12 protein-coding genes and 1 pseudogene are annotated in these 14,113 nt (G+C 56.7%); 9 read left to right on the top strand and 4 right to left on the bottom strand.

Annotation, left to right across the window (positions count from 1 at the left end):
• Nucleotides 1-1,015: 1,015 nt before the first annotated feature.
• Nucleotides 1,016-1,321, top strand: a complete 306-nt coding sequence (locus FHS21_RS00075) for a hypothetical protein (RefSeq protein WP_183660663.1) — start codon at nt 1,016-1,018, stop codon at nt 1,319-1,321.
• 8 nt (nt 1,322-1,329) lie between these two features.
• Here the strand turns inward: FHS21_RS00075 and FHS21_RS00080 are convergent, their stop codons facing one another.
• A complete protein-coding gene (locus FHS21_RS00080; RefSeq protein WP_183660916.1) occupies nt 1,330-2,001 on the bottom strand; it encodes a pentapeptide repeat-containing protein in 672 nt (223 codons plus the stop codon).
• 159 nt (nt 2,002-2,160) lie between these two features.
• Between FHS21_RS00080 and FHS21_RS00085 the strand changes: the two genes are divergently transcribed.
• Entirely contained in the window at nt 2,161-2,589 is a 429-nt protein-coding gene (locus FHS21_RS00085) for a DUF4864 domain-containing protein (protein WP_183660664.1), read from the top strand.
• Nucleotides 2,590-2,604: 15 nt separating this feature from the next.
• Here the strand turns inward: FHS21_RS00085 and FHS21_RS00090 are convergent, their stop codons facing one another.
• Nucleotides 2,605-3,540: a dimethylarginine dimethylaminohydrolase family protein gene (locus tag FHS21_RS00090; protein ID WP_183660665.1), complete on the bottom strand. Its 936-nt coding sequence runs from the start codon at nt 3,538-3,540 to the stop codon at nt 2,605-2,607.
• A gap of 11 nt (nt 3,541-3,551) precedes the next feature.
• On the bottom strand, nt 3,552-5,141 hold the full coding sequence (locus FHS21_RS00095; protein ID WP_183660666.1) for a zinc-binding metallopeptidase family protein: 1,590 nt from the start codon (nt 5,139-5,141) through the stop codon (nt 3,552-3,554).
• Nucleotides 5,142-5,251: 110 nt separating this feature from the next.
• Between FHS21_RS00095 and FHS21_RS00100 the strand changes: the two genes are divergently transcribed.
• The 6 genes and pseudogenes from FHS21_RS00100 (at nt 5,252) to FHS21_RS00125 (ending at nt 11,611) form a co-directional block, all read left to right on the top strand.
• Nucleotides 5,252-6,142 carry a LysR substrate-binding domain-containing protein gene (locus FHS21_RS00100; protein WP_112551635.1) on the top strand — a complete coding sequence of 297 codons (891 nt, stop codon included), beginning with the start codon at nt 5,252-5,254 and terminating at the stop codon, nt 6,140-6,142.
• A 126-nt stretch (nt 6,143-6,268) separates the two neighbouring features.
• Nucleotides 6,269-7,375: an ABC transporter ATP-binding protein gene (locus FHS21_RS00105; protein ID WP_112527154.1), complete on the top strand. Its 1,107-nt coding sequence runs from the start codon at nt 6,269-6,271 to the stop codon at nt 7,373-7,375.
• Between the two features lie 43 nt (nt 7,376-7,418).
• Nucleotides 7,419-8,534: an ABC transporter substrate-binding protein gene (locus tag FHS21_RS00110; protein ID WP_183660667.1), complete on the top strand. Its 1,116-nt coding sequence runs from the start codon at nt 7,419-7,421 to the stop codon at nt 8,532-8,534.
• 66 nt (nt 8,535-8,600) lie between these two features.
• The gene (locus tag FHS21_RS00115) at nt 8,601-9,434 is read left to right on the top strand and encodes an ABC transporter permease (protein WP_183660668.1); all 834 of its coding nucleotides are present in this window, start codon (nt 8,601-8,603) and stop codon (nt 9,432-9,434) included.
• A 1-nt stretch (nt 9,435) separates the two neighbouring features.
• A pseudogene (locus FHS21_RS00120) lies at nt 9,436-10,250 on the top strand (ABC transporter permease).
• Nucleotides 10,247-11,611, top strand: coding sequence for an FAD-binding oxidoreductase (locus FHS21_RS00125; RefSeq protein ID WP_183660669.1), 1,365 nt, complete (start codon nt 10,247-10,249; stop codon nt 11,609-11,611). The pseudogene FHS21_RS00120 and the gene FHS21_RS00125 overlap by 4 nt, the downstream one beginning before the upstream one ends.
• A gap of 11 nt (nt 11,612-11,622) precedes the next feature.
• On the opposite strand, the gene FHS21_RS00130 is transcribed toward FHS21_RS00125, so the two are convergent.
• Complete coding sequence (locus FHS21_RS00130; protein WP_183660670.1) at nt 11,623-13,074, bottom strand: DHA2 family efflux MFS transporter permease subunit; 1,452 nt, start codon at nt 13,072-13,074, stop codon at nt 11,623-11,625.
• A gap of 393 nt (nt 13,075-13,467) precedes the next feature.
• Here FHS21_RS00130 and FHS21_RS00135 point away from each other — a divergent pair, with 393 nt between their 5' ends.
• A complete protein-coding gene (locus FHS21_RS00135; RefSeq protein ID WP_183660671.1) occupies nt 13,468-14,055 on the top strand; it encodes a thioredoxin family protein in 588 nt (195 codons plus the stop codon).
• Nucleotides 14,056-14,113 lie beyond the last annotated feature (58 nt).

A 14,113-nucleotide genomic window follows, 5' to 3' on the forward strand; every position in this document is an offset into this window, starting at 1 on the left:
GACTCTGATACGCCAAAAATATGCGGGAGCGCTGCAAGCATCAATTTTCGCTTGGGACTCGGTATCCAGCATTCTGACGACGACGTGCAGACGCTCATAGGTGAAGGCCTCATTCGTCAGGGTTGATGTTGCCGCCCGAATCTCATCCGGCGAGATTGACATGTTGCCCGTCGCTAAGGGCCTGAAGTTCAGCGAATTAGTGCGCTAAACTGTCAACTTTAGCCGAATAACTCACGCGACGGACCACGTCAGAGTGTTTATTTGACAGACATGCGAGCGAGAGCAGTCTAATCCTGTTGCGCCTGGAATTCTTTGCAACTAGGCCCGGCGCTTTGGCCCATCCTTCGATAAGTAAGACTCTCCCGCCGGGCCCCGCCCGATTTAGTTGGTCGAAACCATGACAGGCAACATGAATTTGAGTTTCTGTCCGCTCCGCGAGGCAGTATTGTTGACATTCCGGTTCATTGACGTGGGATCTCAACTCATCACAGGCGGAGGATCGGATGAGAATGTTGCTTGCTGCCTGACCGTTGCAGCAAGGCGCGTCAAATTGGGATCCAACGCCGAAATAACGCGCCGAGGCTAATAAAACTCAAGGTGAGCAATGTCGGTCCGGGGGGTGCGAAACCGGGAAAATCCGACTACCTTCATTGCCGCGAGAAGCTCTGTCATAAGACGCGCTGTAACGGCAGACAGCCGCGATCTCGACCAACCGAACGCGAAACACAGCGGCGTTGTCCCTGCTTGGTCGTCAAGTCCGAAACGGTTCCAACTCAGTGGCATGAAGTTTTTTGACCATTTGGAACCATCGCGCTCATTGCGCGTTTTATCTTTGCCAGGATGGCATTGGACAAGTTCCAAAAAGTATCCTGACACGAGGCTCAGTATAGTCCAACCAAAATGGGCTATCTGGGCCTCACTTGTCTTCATGGACCATGTAGCCAAGATTTGCTCCTTTGAATTGGATCGAATTGCGCTTCCAAACGTTGAGCGAATTCAACCAGGAGGACCAGCCATGAACGCAGCCAATCTGCAAATTGAAGGTCTCTGTCTCGCCATTGCATCGATAAACCGGTTGCTCGTGGCCAAGGGGCTCGTTTCGCAAGAAGAGTTGGACGTCGCGTTTCAAAAAGCCGAGGCGACCGCCCATGGGGATAATCGTTTTATCGAAGAGTTGTTGCCGTCAAATCGGAATGCTGTTTGCTTTCCTATCAGGGTTCTGCAGGTCGCAAATGACACTGGAGCCGAAAAACCGTGGTCCTTCTCAGAACTGGCCAAACTCGTTGGGGAAACCAAAGAACCTTATAATGATCAGCTCTAGGCGACTTCTTAATCAGCCGTGCAGGGCCAACTACTGGGCGTAGACAGTCCAGCCGGTAGCCTGGTTGAAGTGTCACCACACGCAAGATCGATTTGTGACTGCTGCAAGCCCTGCGCTGCAGACAAGTCCACGCCTTCTATTCTGGTCCGGAACATGAATGCGCCTTCGAACACGGGTTTGCCTCCGATGGTAGCCCCCGTCAGGTCAGCGCGCGACAGGTTTGCAAGGAAAAACCGTGCGTCCGCCAGTGCTGCCTTCTGGAAATTCGCACGCCCCAGTTCCGCTTTCTCGAAGTTTGCGTTCTTGAGGCTTGCTCCGCTGAAATCCGCGCGCTGAAATTCCGCGCTGGCGAAAGATGCGCCATCGGCAGAAATGCCGGCGAAGCTTGATCGATAGGCTTCGACCCTTGAGAAGTTGGCTTTCTCGGCTTTGGCACCCGCCAGGGATGCCCGCATCAAGCTGGCTTTTTCGAAATTTGCAGACGTCAGGTTGGAATTGCCTAAATCCGTCGCATTGAAATCGGTTCCAATCAGATTGGCTCCCTCGAGGTTGCTCCCCGGTATGATAATGCTTTTCTTGCTGCACTCGCTCCAGTCCAGGCCTGGCGAAGCCGTACTGCCACAATCTGCTGCTGCAGCTGGATCGTATCCCAATGCGGATACCGTCGCTGCAAACACCATCGCGAAAGCCAAACACCTTACCGTTTGCATTGCTGAGACTCTCCTCATCCAGTTGGCAGAATGGCGCTTTGCCGGCCGAAATTCAATTCCGGGTGATCGCTAAAAGCGTATACTCGTATCGATAGGTCCCGTGAAGAGGACTTATCGCCAAGGACGGATATGGGTAGAGCGTATTTCTTGAGACTGGTTGTCGGCGCACTGCTGTTGTTCGCTGAGCCTGCGATTGCGTTTGCCGAGGAGGCCGTCGAAACGGCTCAATCAATCATAAAACAGCAAATAGATGCCTTTCTCAGAGACGATGCGCGTACCGCATTTTCTTTCGCTTCGCCAGAGATACAGGGCAAGTTCCTCAACGAGTCCCTCTTTTTTGAGATGGTCAAGAAGGCCTACCAACCTGTTTATCGGCCGGGCAATTTCGCCTTCGGACGAAACAAGGTCGCTGGCGATCAGGTGATCCAGGAGGTCCTGATCACCGGACCAGATGGCAAGGATTGGACTGCCATCTACCAACTCGTGAAACAACCCGACGGCACCTACAAGATCAACGGCGTCCAGATCGTTCATTCCGCGCCCGGCCCCGCGATCTGAACCGTCTGTCGTATCCTATTCCGGTGACCGCAAAAGCGCTTGCGCCATGCAGTGAATACCACCACCGGTTTTGGAGATTTCGCCCATGTCGACCGCAGCGACTTCAAATCCCGTGGCCTTCAGCTTTTCGATCAAGGTCTTGCTCGACGTTGGTGCGATGACGCGGTCCTTGCCGAGCGACATGAAGTTGCAGCCCAGATTCATCGTATCCTGAAATGGCACATCGATGATCTCGTGACCCTTGGATTTCAGCCAGTCGACGATCGCCGGCTCCGTGCAGGCAAGACAGACTGCTGTTAATTTCGGCGCGATCGGCACAACCATCAAATCGATGTGGACGTAGTATTCGTCGATGAACGCAAGGCGCGTCTCCCAGCCCTCCTTGCGGAACCAGTCTTCGACCTGCCGGGCGCCCTCCTCCTGCGTGCGTGCGCCGCCGCAACCGATGAGCACACAGCCCTCCTCGATGACGTTGAAATCACCGCCCTCGAATGTGCCGGCAGTGACCATGTCGTAGATCGGAATGCCGAGCCGCTCATAGGTGCGGATGGCGGCATAGTTTTCGCCGCGACGCCACCAGTTGGCCATGGCGGTGATGATCGCACCATAGGGTGTCATCACACTCGAATCGCGTGAATAGACCTGCATCGGCAGCTCACGCTCCGGCTCGTGCCAGTGGATCTTCACGCCAAAATGTTCGTAGGTCGCAACCAGCTCCTTGTGCTGGGCCTGCGCGGTCTGGATGTTGCACGGCGCTTCGCGCAAATGTTTGCGCGACAGCGAACTTGTCGCCATATGCCGCAAGAAGGCTGGCGAACCAAGTAGCACGTCAGTTAGCGGATCCGTTTCATTGCGAAACCCCCAGCCTTTGAGTGGTTTGGTGCCGCCATTGGCATTGCGCCGCTTCAGAGTGAAAGCATTGGCCGCAAAGTCCTGTTCGTGACGTGTCATTGGACTGTCTCCTATTGTGCGCCGGTGGGTATCCACCACTCGCGCCCGCGTGCAGTTGTTACATATTCCGGCCAGCGGAAATGGATTGGCGGTTCGTAATCACACAGCGGCGCGATCCACTTCGAGCCGCCAACGCCGCCGCCTGTGCGTTCGATGAATTCATCCTTTGCCAGTTTTCGCGCGCCTTCGTCCTCAAGCAGGCGCAAGGCCGTCAACGCAACAGTCTTCGCAGCGCAGACCACCATCGGATCGATCGTCGCCGGAATGCCGCCAAGCGCGTTCATCACCCAGCTTGGATAAGCGTATCCCTTGGGTGCTTTCAGCGCCGGTCGCGCCACATAGAAACGCACCGTCGGCGCGTGCCAGGTCATATCGGTATAATCGTCTGACGTGGAGTTGATTTGTGACGGCGGCAGGTCACGGCGGAGGATTGCTTCGGCCTCCTGCGGTGAAATCAGCTTCTCGCATTCGTCGATGAATGGCTCGTCCATTGCCTCGACACCAGCATTAATCTGGATTTCACGCGCAATGGCCTTCGCCGTCTCATCCCAACGCGGCGCGCCGACAATGTTGAGTGCCTCCCAGGTGATTTCAGCCATCGCGTGATTGGCAAGGCCTGGGCGCGACTTGCAAACCCAGTGCCGTTCCACCCGGCAGCCTGTCATCGCCGCAGCGTGCTCGGCATTGCGGTCGAGCGCTGCGGTCAACTGTTCCGCCATGGCAATCGTCGGCACGCGCATCATGTATTGAATCTCGGCAAGACCCGCCGGAAGATTGTCGGCCGTCGCCTGCCCCGCCGTCAGGATTGCCTCGCTGATCGACCAGCCGCCCTGATGCGGCAGCATGGAATCGCGCAATGCCTTTGACGCCATGTACATCATCATCAGCGCGTCATTGGCGCCTGGCGCCCGGACGGCGGAATGAGATTGCGGGATGGGAGCGCCGTCGCTCAAACCCCATCGCTCCGGTTGATCGCAGACGAAACGGTAGATCATCGAATAGGCGGCGCCGCAATGCGTGTCCCAACGCACGGTATTGCACAGTGGCAGCATATAGAACGGATGAAACGAGATCATGCCGTCCAGCCCGTCATAATAGCCCCTGGCGGCGTGGATCGGCTTGGAACCGCGCACCTTCTCGGCGGGCTCCCCGGTAAGGCGCAACGTCCCCGCGATGCCATGTCTTTCCATAGCGGCCTTGGTTGCCAGCAAACCACCCAGACCAGATATGCCAAGACCGGAATGCGGATCCGTATGTCCACCCGCGTGCTCGCGCAGTCCCTGGCGTGGCCGCTTGACGGTCGATGCGTCCTGGCAGTTTCCCGGGACCGCATCGTACTCGGCATACATGCCGATCGTCGGCGACTTGCCATTTGTTCCGGCCTTGTTAGTCCAATGGGCGCAAAATGCCGTTGGCATGCCGCCTGAGCCAACCTCGACTTCAAAACCTTCTTCACGCAGCCGCGTCACGTACCAATCGGCCGATTGATATTCGCGCCATGCAGTCTCGCCGAAATCAAAGATCGTGCGGGTCCAGGACGACAGATCAGACGCGTGGCCGTCAACGAAATTCAATGCCGATGCCGCTGCTGCCGTGATCAAATTCTGTCTCCCGCTGCCTGGAGATAATCATCTGGAAGGCGGGACAAAAAGTGATATGTTTTTTCCAAACGTGCAAATTCTATTCACCCCTCCCTCACAAGGACCGTCTGATGCGGATACCATCCACCCAGGCCCTTCGCGCGCTGGAAAGCTTCGCCAGGCACGGCAGCGTCTGGCGAGCGGCGGAAGAATTGCATCTGACCCGCAGCGCGGTCAGTCATCAATTGCGGCTGCTCGAACGCGATCTCGGGTTCGAGCTGCTGCAACGGGATGGAAAAGGCGTCACGCTGACGCCTCGCGGCCGCAAATATGCCAATGATGTTCGCAAGGCGCTCATCGTCATCGACGATGCAGGCGAACGGCAAAGCCCGGCTGGTACTGGCGGTTCATTGTGCATTAGCTGCACGGCGGGCTTCGCTTCGCTGTGGCTATGCACCCATATTGCCGAGTTTCAGGAGAAATATCCTGATGTGGCGCTGCGCATCATAACGCCGCGCAAGCTCGATGATGTCAGCGATGCCAGCGTCGACCTCTTTATTGCGTTTGGCGATGGCAATTGGCCGAGTAGATCGGTCGAACTCCTGTGCGAGGTGGAATTCACTCCGCTATGCAGTCCGGTTCTTCTTAACAATCTCGGCGGCATCGCCGAACCGAAGGACATCTTGCGCGCGCCGTTGTTACATCTCGGCGATTTCGAGGACTGGACCCGGTGGCTTGCCCTCGCCAATGTCGACAATCCTGATTCGGAACGAGGCATCGTTTTTTCCGACATGAACCTCGTCTATTCGGCCGCCATCACCGCGCAGGGCATCGCCATGGGCGATGAACTCACCTGTCGCAAAGCCATGAGAGCTGGTCAACTCATCCGGCCGTTCGATCTCAGCATCAAATCACCGAAGTCCTATTTTCTCGTCACAGATTATGCGAAAATCGATCATGCTGCTCAGCTTGCATTCACGCAGTGGTTGAAATCGCGCTTGTCGCAAACCCGCAACGCATGAAACGCAGCCATGAGCGCTCTCGCGCAGTGGCGTGAATTTCATTCACGTATCGCGGCAATATAATTCAATTGTCGAGATCGCGGATTGTGCCTAGGCTTCTCACAAAAGCAGGGGAAAGAGGTCTCAATGCCTCAAAGCATGCAACCGGGCGATGCGAAAGCCGCCGAGATCAAGGCTGTATCGATTGGCAAGACGTTCGGCGCGTTCCATGCGCTGAAAAATCTCTCGCTCGACATAGGTCGGGGCGAGTTCCTTACCCTTCTCGGCCCTTCCGGTTCAGGCAAAACGACTTTTCTCATGATCCTTGCCGGATTCACTGCACCGACGACCGGACGCCTGGTCATGGATGGCAAGGACATCACTGACGTGCCGGCCGAAGACCGTTCCTACGGCATGGTGTTTCAGGGTTATGCGCTATTCCCACACCTGACCGTCGAGCAGAACATTGCCTTTCCGCTAAAGGTGCGGGGTCGTTCTTCGGCTGATGTCAAGCGCAAGGTCGGCGAGATGGTAGAGCGCGTTGGTCTTATTGGCCACGAAAAGAAGCTCCCGGCGAAGCTTTCCGGCGGTCAACAACAGCGCGTGGCGCTCGCCCGCGCTCTGGTGTTCGAACCCTCCGTTCTCCTGCTGGACGAGCCTTTTTCGGCTCTCGACAAGAACTTGCGCGAAATGATGCAGCAAGAAGTCAAACGCCTGCACCAGGAGACCGGCACGACCTTCGTTTTCGTCACGCACGACCAGTCCGAAGCGCTCGCCCTATCGTCGCGGGTCGCCATTTTCAATCATGGCGAACTCTTGCAGGTTGGCAAGCCGCAGGACGTCTATGAGCGGCCGTCGAACCGCTTCGTCGCCGAGTTTCTCGGGGAGATCAATCTTCTGCCACTCGACACCGTAGAGTTGAACGGCGAAACGGCCGCAGGCAAATTCGAGGACCGGACCATCGTCCTCAACAAATCCATTACCCTGGCGGGTAAGAAAGCCGTTGCCGCTGTCCGGCCCGAACATATGTTCATCTCGGCATCGCCGCAAACTTCGGACTGCAATGCCATCACCTGCCGGGTCGAAGGCGCCACCTATTTCGGCGCGTCGACCAAGTACCATTTGCGAACACGCAGCGGAACCAGTCTTGCGGTTTCAATGCCTACAGCCTCGACGTCGCCGATAGCGCCACAATCCGATGTGTGGGTTTCATGGCCGGTGCACCAAGGCTTTCTGCTGCCTGACGGAGGTTAGGCAGCATTCGGAATGTACCAAATAACATCCAGAGGGAAACAAAATGGATAATGCATTTCAAAAGGACTGCCTCGAAATACTCGCCAGCAAGGTCGAGAAAGGGGAAATCAGTCGCCGCCGCTTTACACAGATGGCCGCAATGCTGCTCGCAGGCGCTCCTGCGCTCCTGCGCTCAACCGGTTCATACGCACAAGCGAAGGAACTCGTGCTGGTCAACTGGGGCGGCGACGCCATGACGGCCTATGACAAGGCTTACGGCCAGCCGTTCACCAAGGAAAGCGGCGTCACGGTCAAGATGGATGGTTCTGGTCCCACGGAAGGGGCGATCACTGCCCAGTTCAAGAGCGGCAAACCAAGCTGGGATTTGATGGACATCGACCCATTCTCCGGCATTTCCCTTGGCAAGCAGGGCATGCTGGAAGAAATCGACTACAAGACCGTCGACAAGAACAAGATGCGGCCAGGCTTTGGCTGGGATCATGCGGCCTCGACCTATTTCTTCTCCTATATCATCGCGTATGATTCGTCGAAATTCGGCGACCAGGCCCCAACAGGCATGGCCGATTTCTTCGACGTGAAGAAGTTTCCCGGCAAACGATCGCTGTATAAGTGGGGCTCGGCCATGTGGGAAGCAGCACTCCTCGCCGATGGTGTTGCACCGGAAAAGCTCTATCCGCTGGACCTCAAGCGCGCGCATGACAAGATTGCCGCATTCAAGGAAAACGTTGTGGCCTATTGGGGCGGCGGCGCGGAAAGCCAGTCTGTTTTGATGGATGGCGAAGCCTCGATGGCACTCATCTGGTCGACGCGCGCCTCATTGCTGGAGCAAGATTCCGGCGGCAATATCAAGTTCATCTGGGACCAGGGCCTGATTTCTCCCGGCGCGCTCGGCGTGATGAAGGGAAATCCCGGTGGCAAGGACAATGCGATGAAATTCATCGCCAGCGCGCAGACGCCGGAACGACAGCTAGAGATGTTCAACATGCTGGGCCAGGGCCCGGCAAATCCGGCGACGGACGCGCTGATCCCGGCGGACAAAAAGCGCATCAATCCTGTGGATCCTGCCAATATGTCCAAGCAGGTCCCGCTAGACATGGAGTGGTATGCCGAGAATTATGGCAAGGCATTCGACGAATACACGAAAGTCATCTCGGCTTGATCGCTCTTGGCGCGAAAATTAAGTTTTCGCGCCAAGCCTTTGATTCATAAGGCTAGGAAAAAGCGAATGATCGGAAAAACGATCACCTCTAGAAAGATTCTGTTGCTGGCGCCGCTGTTGCTGTTCCTTGGACTTGCCTATGTCGTTCCATTTTTGGGTGTCGTCCGCTGGAGTTTCACCATGCCCGAAGTCGGGCTCGGCCAATACCGGGCGCTGATGACGGATCCTCTCGTCCAATCCGTCTTCATTCGGACCTTGCGGATTTGCCTTATCGTCACCGCCGCGGTGCTCGTTACGGCCTATGCAATCGCCTATGTGTGGGTTCGGGGCAGTTCGGTTCAGCGCATGCTGGCGGAATTCTGCATTCTCGTTCCCTTCTGGATATCGGTGCTGACGCGAGCCTTCGGCTGGCTGGCGATGCTGTCCAACCGGGGGCTCATCAATACATGGCTGCAATCGGCCGGCGTCATCAGCGAACCGCTTGCACTCGCACGCAATGAGCTTGGCGTCATCATCGGCATGACGCATTTCTTGATACCCTTTGCGGTGTTTCCGATCGCCTCGGCCATGCGCAGTATCGACGAACGTGTTTTGCTTGCGGCACGTGGCATGGGTGCATCGCGAACGCGTATTTTCTGGACTGTCTTCGTGCCGTTGACCTATGGCGGGTTGATCGGGGCCGCGCTGATTGTGTTTGTCTTCGCACTTGGCTTCTTCGTCACACCGGCCATTCTCGGCGGCGGCCGCAGCGTCATGGTGGCGGAACTGGTTTATCTCCGGATATTCCAGAGTCCGGATTGGGGGCTTGGTGCAGCGATCAGCGTTGTCCTCGTATTGTTCATTGGTGCCCTTCTTGCGCTGATGCGACGCTTCATCAAACCTGCGCATCTGATTGGATAATATGAATTCATCCCGTCCAGGCCCTGTCATTCTGATCGTTGCCACAGCGGTAGCACTGTTCCTGTTGATGCCATTGATTGCCGTTATTCCGGTGTCATTCACACCCGCGCGCTTTCTCTCCATGCCCTCCGGCACACTGTCGCTGCGGCATTACCAGGCGTTGATAGATAATCCTGCCTGGGGCCAGAGCATCCTGCTCAGCCTGCGCATCGGCATCCTGTCGAGCGCGATAGCCACGGCGTTGGCAACCATGTTCGGGCTCGGCATCTGGATGTTCCAGCCACGCTTTTCGGCGCTGCTGATTGGCTTCGTGCTGTTGCCGCTGGTGGTGCCACCCGTCGTTTCAGCCATGACGTTGTATTTCCCCTGATGACAACGCTATCGAGTTTCAACAGCTGGATCGGCTACGACACGTGGCTGGGCGTGGCGCTTGCCCATGCCGTGATGATCACACCCTTTGCAGTAGTGCTCATCCTTGTCGCGCTCTATCAGGTCGATCGTCGCATAGACCTTGCCGCAAGGGGGCTTGGCGCCAATCTGGCAACACGCGCCTTCAGGATCATCATCCCTAACATCAAGTTCGGCATTGCAACCGCAGCACTGTTGTCATTCGTGCTGTCGTGGGAAGAAATCGGCGTGACGCTATTCATTACCAGCGTCAATGCGATCACGCTGCCGCGTCTGATGTGGATGGGGCTACGCGACAACATCGATCCGGCCATCGCCGCGATCTCGGTCTTGCTGATCGTAATCACGGCAGTCATTCTCGCCCTCAGAATATTCATCGACCGGCGCAGGACGACAGATCCGCAATGATCGCAGACGAGATTCTCAAGGAACTGCGCTTGATCGTCGGCTCCGGCGGTGTGAAGACCGGCGAAGCATTGAGCCTCGTTCACTCCGGTTCCGATGAACGCAATCTCGATGCCGCGGTGATGGTCACCCCTCGCAATACCGGAGAAGTCGCGTCGGTCTTACGCCTTTGCAACGAGCAACGGATTGCCGTCGTACCACATGGCGGGCGCACCGGGTTGGTGGGTGGCGGTGTATCTGCGATTGGGGAAATCATCCTCTCCCTTGCTGCCCTTAACAAGATCGAATCCCTTTCAGCAGACGGCGGAACTGCTGTCGTAGAAAGCGGCGTTACGCTGCTGTCGCTACAAGATGCAGCTGCAAAGGTAGACCTCGCAACCGGCATCGATATTGCTGCACGCGGCAGTGCCACCATCGGCGGCATGATCTCGACCAATGCCGGTGGCATGGAGGCCTTTCGCCACGGTGTCATGCGTCATCGTGTTCTTGGCCTCGAAGTGGTGCTGCCTGATGGCAGGATCATGAGCGATATGGCGCAGGTGACGAAATCCAACGAGGGTTATGACCTGAAGCAGTTGTTCATCGGAGCCGAGGGCACGCTCGGCATCATAACGCGGGCGGTCATCAGGTTAGCGCCCGCGGACGAATTCACAGCGACGGCACTCGTCGCCTGCCCCTCTGCAACCGATGCGATTACTCTGTTCCGCAAGTTGCAACGGAGTCTTGATCTCCTTCGTGCGGAGTTCATGGCACGGGACTATTTCACCTTGGCATCGGCAAATCTCGGCCCTGCTTCCCTCCCTGCCTTTACCGAAGCGCCGGCATATCTCATCCTCGAAATTGACGCAGCGGATCAGCAGACGGCGCAATCAGCCCTTGAAGAAGCACTCGCCGAAGCCATCGAAGAAGGGCTTGTCGTCGATGCAATCCTCGCTCAGAGCGAGAAGGAGCGCACCGAAATCTGGAATATTCGTGAGGACAGCAGCGTGGTCGATCGCGTTCATCCGAACGGCTACTGGTTCGATATCTCGGTGCCATTGCAGGAACTTGAAATGTGGCTGACGCACTTCAACGAGGGCGTCGCCACGCTCGGACCGGACGTTCGGGGTTTTGCATTCGGGCATCTTGGCGATGGCAATTTGCATGTCGGCGTTGCGGGAGCGCCGGACAAGGATGCCGCCAAGGCGATCGTCTACGCCAATCTACGCGAATTAGGCGGATCGTTCTCGGCCGAGCACGGCATCGGCCTGGACAAACGGCAGGATCTGCATAGGTTTGTCGATCCGGTGAAACTCGCTCTCATGCGCTCGATCAAGGCCATGCTCGATCCGAACGAAATCATGAATCCGGGCAAAGTACTCTGAATGGCCCGCGCCTATGCTTGATGCCCGCTGATATCAGAGCCCGCGGTGGGCGAAAAGCGCCTGTTCCAGATCGTCGCGGTGAGCGAGATGGCCGTGACGACGAGAAACGCGACGGAAAAGTCGCCAAGCTTGGGGTCCGTGTGATCCTGCACAAGCATCGAGGTGCTCAGGGCCAGTGCGCCGACACAGATGCCGAGCGAAAGCATCAACTGCTGAAAGGTCGTGTAGAAGCTCGTTGCCGAACTCATCCGCTCGCGATCGATCTGGTCATAGGCGACAATATTGTAGGCGGTGAACTGGAACGACATAAAGAACCCGCAAAAGAACAGAATCGTGAAGATGAGCCAGATCGGCCAATCCGGACGGAAGAACGCACAAAGCGCGTAGCCGAGCGTTGAAATCCAGCCAATGACCGTCAGGCTGTTGCGGAAACCGTATCGTTTGAGGATTTTGCCGGCTGTCGCCTTCATCAGCATCGATCCAAGCGCCGTTGCAATCACGATGCCGCCGGCTGAAGCTGCTGAGAGGCCGAACTGCAGTTGCAGCATGAGCGGCAACAGGAATGGTTGTGCACCTTGCGTAATGCGGGTCAGCGAACCAGCCATGACCGACTCCTTGAAACTCGGAACCCGCATCAGGGAAAAATCGAGGATCGGCGACGGGTGGTTGCGCGCATGGCGCAGGTAGGCGGCACCGAAGACAAGTCCGATGGCGATGAGAAGAATGGACGTCCCCGCCTCGCCGCTTCGACTGGACATTTCGAATCCGAACAGCAGAGAACCGAGCGACACGCCGGAAAGAAACAGTCCGAAGGTGTCGAACTTGCCCTTCGATTCACCCTTGAATTCCTCGATGTATATCGAAACCAGGACGAACCCGAGAATGCCGATGGGAACATTGATGTAGAAAATCCAGCGCCAATCGAGATAGGTGACTATCAAGCCGCCAACTGGCGGTCCGAGTATCGGGCCTATAAGTGCGGGCACAAGCAGCCATGACATGGCCGCAACGAAGTCCTTGCGCTGGACGCTGCGCATAAGAACGAGACGCCCGACCGGCATCATCATGGCGCCGCCAAGCCCCTGGATCAGCCGGGCAAAAACCAGAAAAGTCAGGTTCGGCGCCTGGGCACAGAGAATCGAACCAAGCGTGAATACAGCAATCGCCGTGCGAAAAACCGTGCGGGAGCCAAAGCGATCTGCCACCCTGCCGCTGGCAGGAATGAAAATAGCCAGGCTCAGGAGATACGATGTCAGCGCGATACTCATTGATGGCGGGCTGACGCCGAAATCGCGCGCCATTGTCGGCAGCGCGGTCGCAAGGACTGTTGCGTCGAGTTGCTCCATGAACATGGCGCTGGCGATGATCAGGGCGATTAGACGAAAATTTGGAGCCGGTTTTTGAGTCGCCCCAATAGGAGCGCTTGGCTGGCCGGTGGCGACCTGACAAGTCTGGTCTGACATCGCTGGAATAGCTCTCGATGGCACGGTTGGATCGAGATGGAGGCAACCGCAGATAGTAAGCACTTAGTGGGTTGGATGACCGGGATATAATCCTCGACACTGGTTATGGCCATATGCCTTTTCGCTTTTCTGCATGGCGCGACAAAAAAGCCTCAGGTTGAACTAAGCTCGTCGTCACAACCCCGAGTCCCCCCGGTTCGCGGGAAATTTTGCGTACGGATCTTTTCTGGTCTCTCATTTTAATCAGGCCCGGTGCCGGCAGGACGATAATTTTCAAAAATCTGCCATCCCCAAAATAATATGCCTCTCCATACACTACCAAATCAGTAGAGTATTGGTGTCAGGCAGCTATATGAGCTCTGCCGGCACGTTTTGATCAATGGGAGCGCACAAATGCCTAAGACAGAATCGAACGCCATTACGCTCGGCACCAAAGCCGCTGACTTCATTTTGGCGGATGCGGAAGGCAAGCTCTACGAGCTTTCGAGCTTCTCCGAAAAGCCCGCCCTGCTCGTAACGTTCATCTCCAACCGCTGTCCGTTCGTTGTGTTGCTGCGTGAAGCGCTGGCACAGTTTGCGCTCGAATATGCGCCGAAGGGATTGCAGATCGTCGCCATCAACAGCAATGACGCGAAGGCGCATCCGGAAGAAACGCTGGCACGCATCGGCGAAGAAGTCGCCAACTTCGGCTATTCATTTCCATATCTGAAGGACGAGTCACAGACTGTCGCCAAGGCCTATCGCGCCGCCTGCACGCCCGATCTGTTCCTTTTCGACGCGGAACGCCGCCTCGCCTATCACGGCCAGTTCGACGATGCGCGTCCCGGCAATGGAAAACCTGTAACGGGTGCGGATATCAGAGCCGCGGTTGACGCTGTCCTCCTGGGCCAGAAGACGTCTGACAAGCAGGTCGCATCCATTGGTTGCAACATCAAATGGCTGGAAGGCAATGAGCCGTCCTCCCTTTCCCACGCTGCCTGAGAAGTCCGAAACAACCGTCAGACCCGGCAAGGGTTTGACGTTTTGGCCGATTACCGGA

Origin of the sequence: Phyllobacterium trifolii (assembly GCF_014192095.1) — a bacterium.
Classification (GTDB): Bacteria; Pseudomonadota; Alphaproteobacteria; order Rhizobiales; family Rhizobiaceae; genus Phyllobacterium; species Phyllobacterium trifolii.

Bases quoted from the DNA above. Each gene is read 5' to 3' on its own strand.
- FHS21_RS00125 (WP_183660669.1), top strand. From the start codon at position 10,247: ATGATCGCAGACGAGATTCTCAAGGAACTGCGCTTGATCGTCGGCTCC.
- FHS21_RS00105 (WP_112527154.1), top strand. From the start codon at position 6,269: ATGCCTCAAAGCATGCAACCGGGCGATGCGAAAGCCGCCGAGATCAAG.
- FHS21_RS00080 (WP_183660916.1), bottom strand. From the start codon at position 2,001: ATGGTGTTTGCAGCGACGGTATCCGCATTGGGATACGATCCAGCTGCA.
- FHS21_RS00085 (WP_183660664.1), top strand. From the start codon at position 2,161: ATGGGTAGAGCGTATTTCTTGAGACTGGTTGTCGGCGCACTGCTGTTG.
- FHS21_RS00090 (WP_183660665.1), bottom strand. From the start codon at position 3,540: ATGACACGTCACGAACAGGACTTTGCGGCCAATGCTTTCACTCTGAAG.
- FHS21_RS00130 (WP_183660670.1), bottom strand. From the start codon at position 13,074: ATGTCAGACCAGACTTGTCAGGTCGCCACCGGCCAGCCAAGCGCTCCT.
- FHS21_RS00075 (WP_183660663.1), top strand. From the start codon at position 1,016: ATGAACGCAGCCAATCTGCAAATTGAAGGTCTCTGTCTCGCCATTGCA.
- FHS21_RS00100 (WP_112551635.1), top strand. From the start codon at position 5,252: ATGCGGATACCATCCACCCAGGCCCTTCGCGCGCTGGAAAGCTTCGCC.
- FHS21_RS00135 (WP_183660671.1), top strand. From the start codon at position 13,468: ATGCCTAAGACAGAATCGAACGCCATTACGCTCGGCACCAAAGCCGCT.
- FHS21_RS00115 (WP_183660668.1), top strand. From the start codon at position 8,601: ATGATCGGAAAAACGATCACCTCTAGAAAGATTCTGTTGCTGGCGCCG.
- FHS21_RS00110 (WP_183660667.1), top strand. From the start codon at position 7,419: ATGGATAATGCATTTCAAAAGGACTGCCTCGAAATACTCGCCAGCAAG.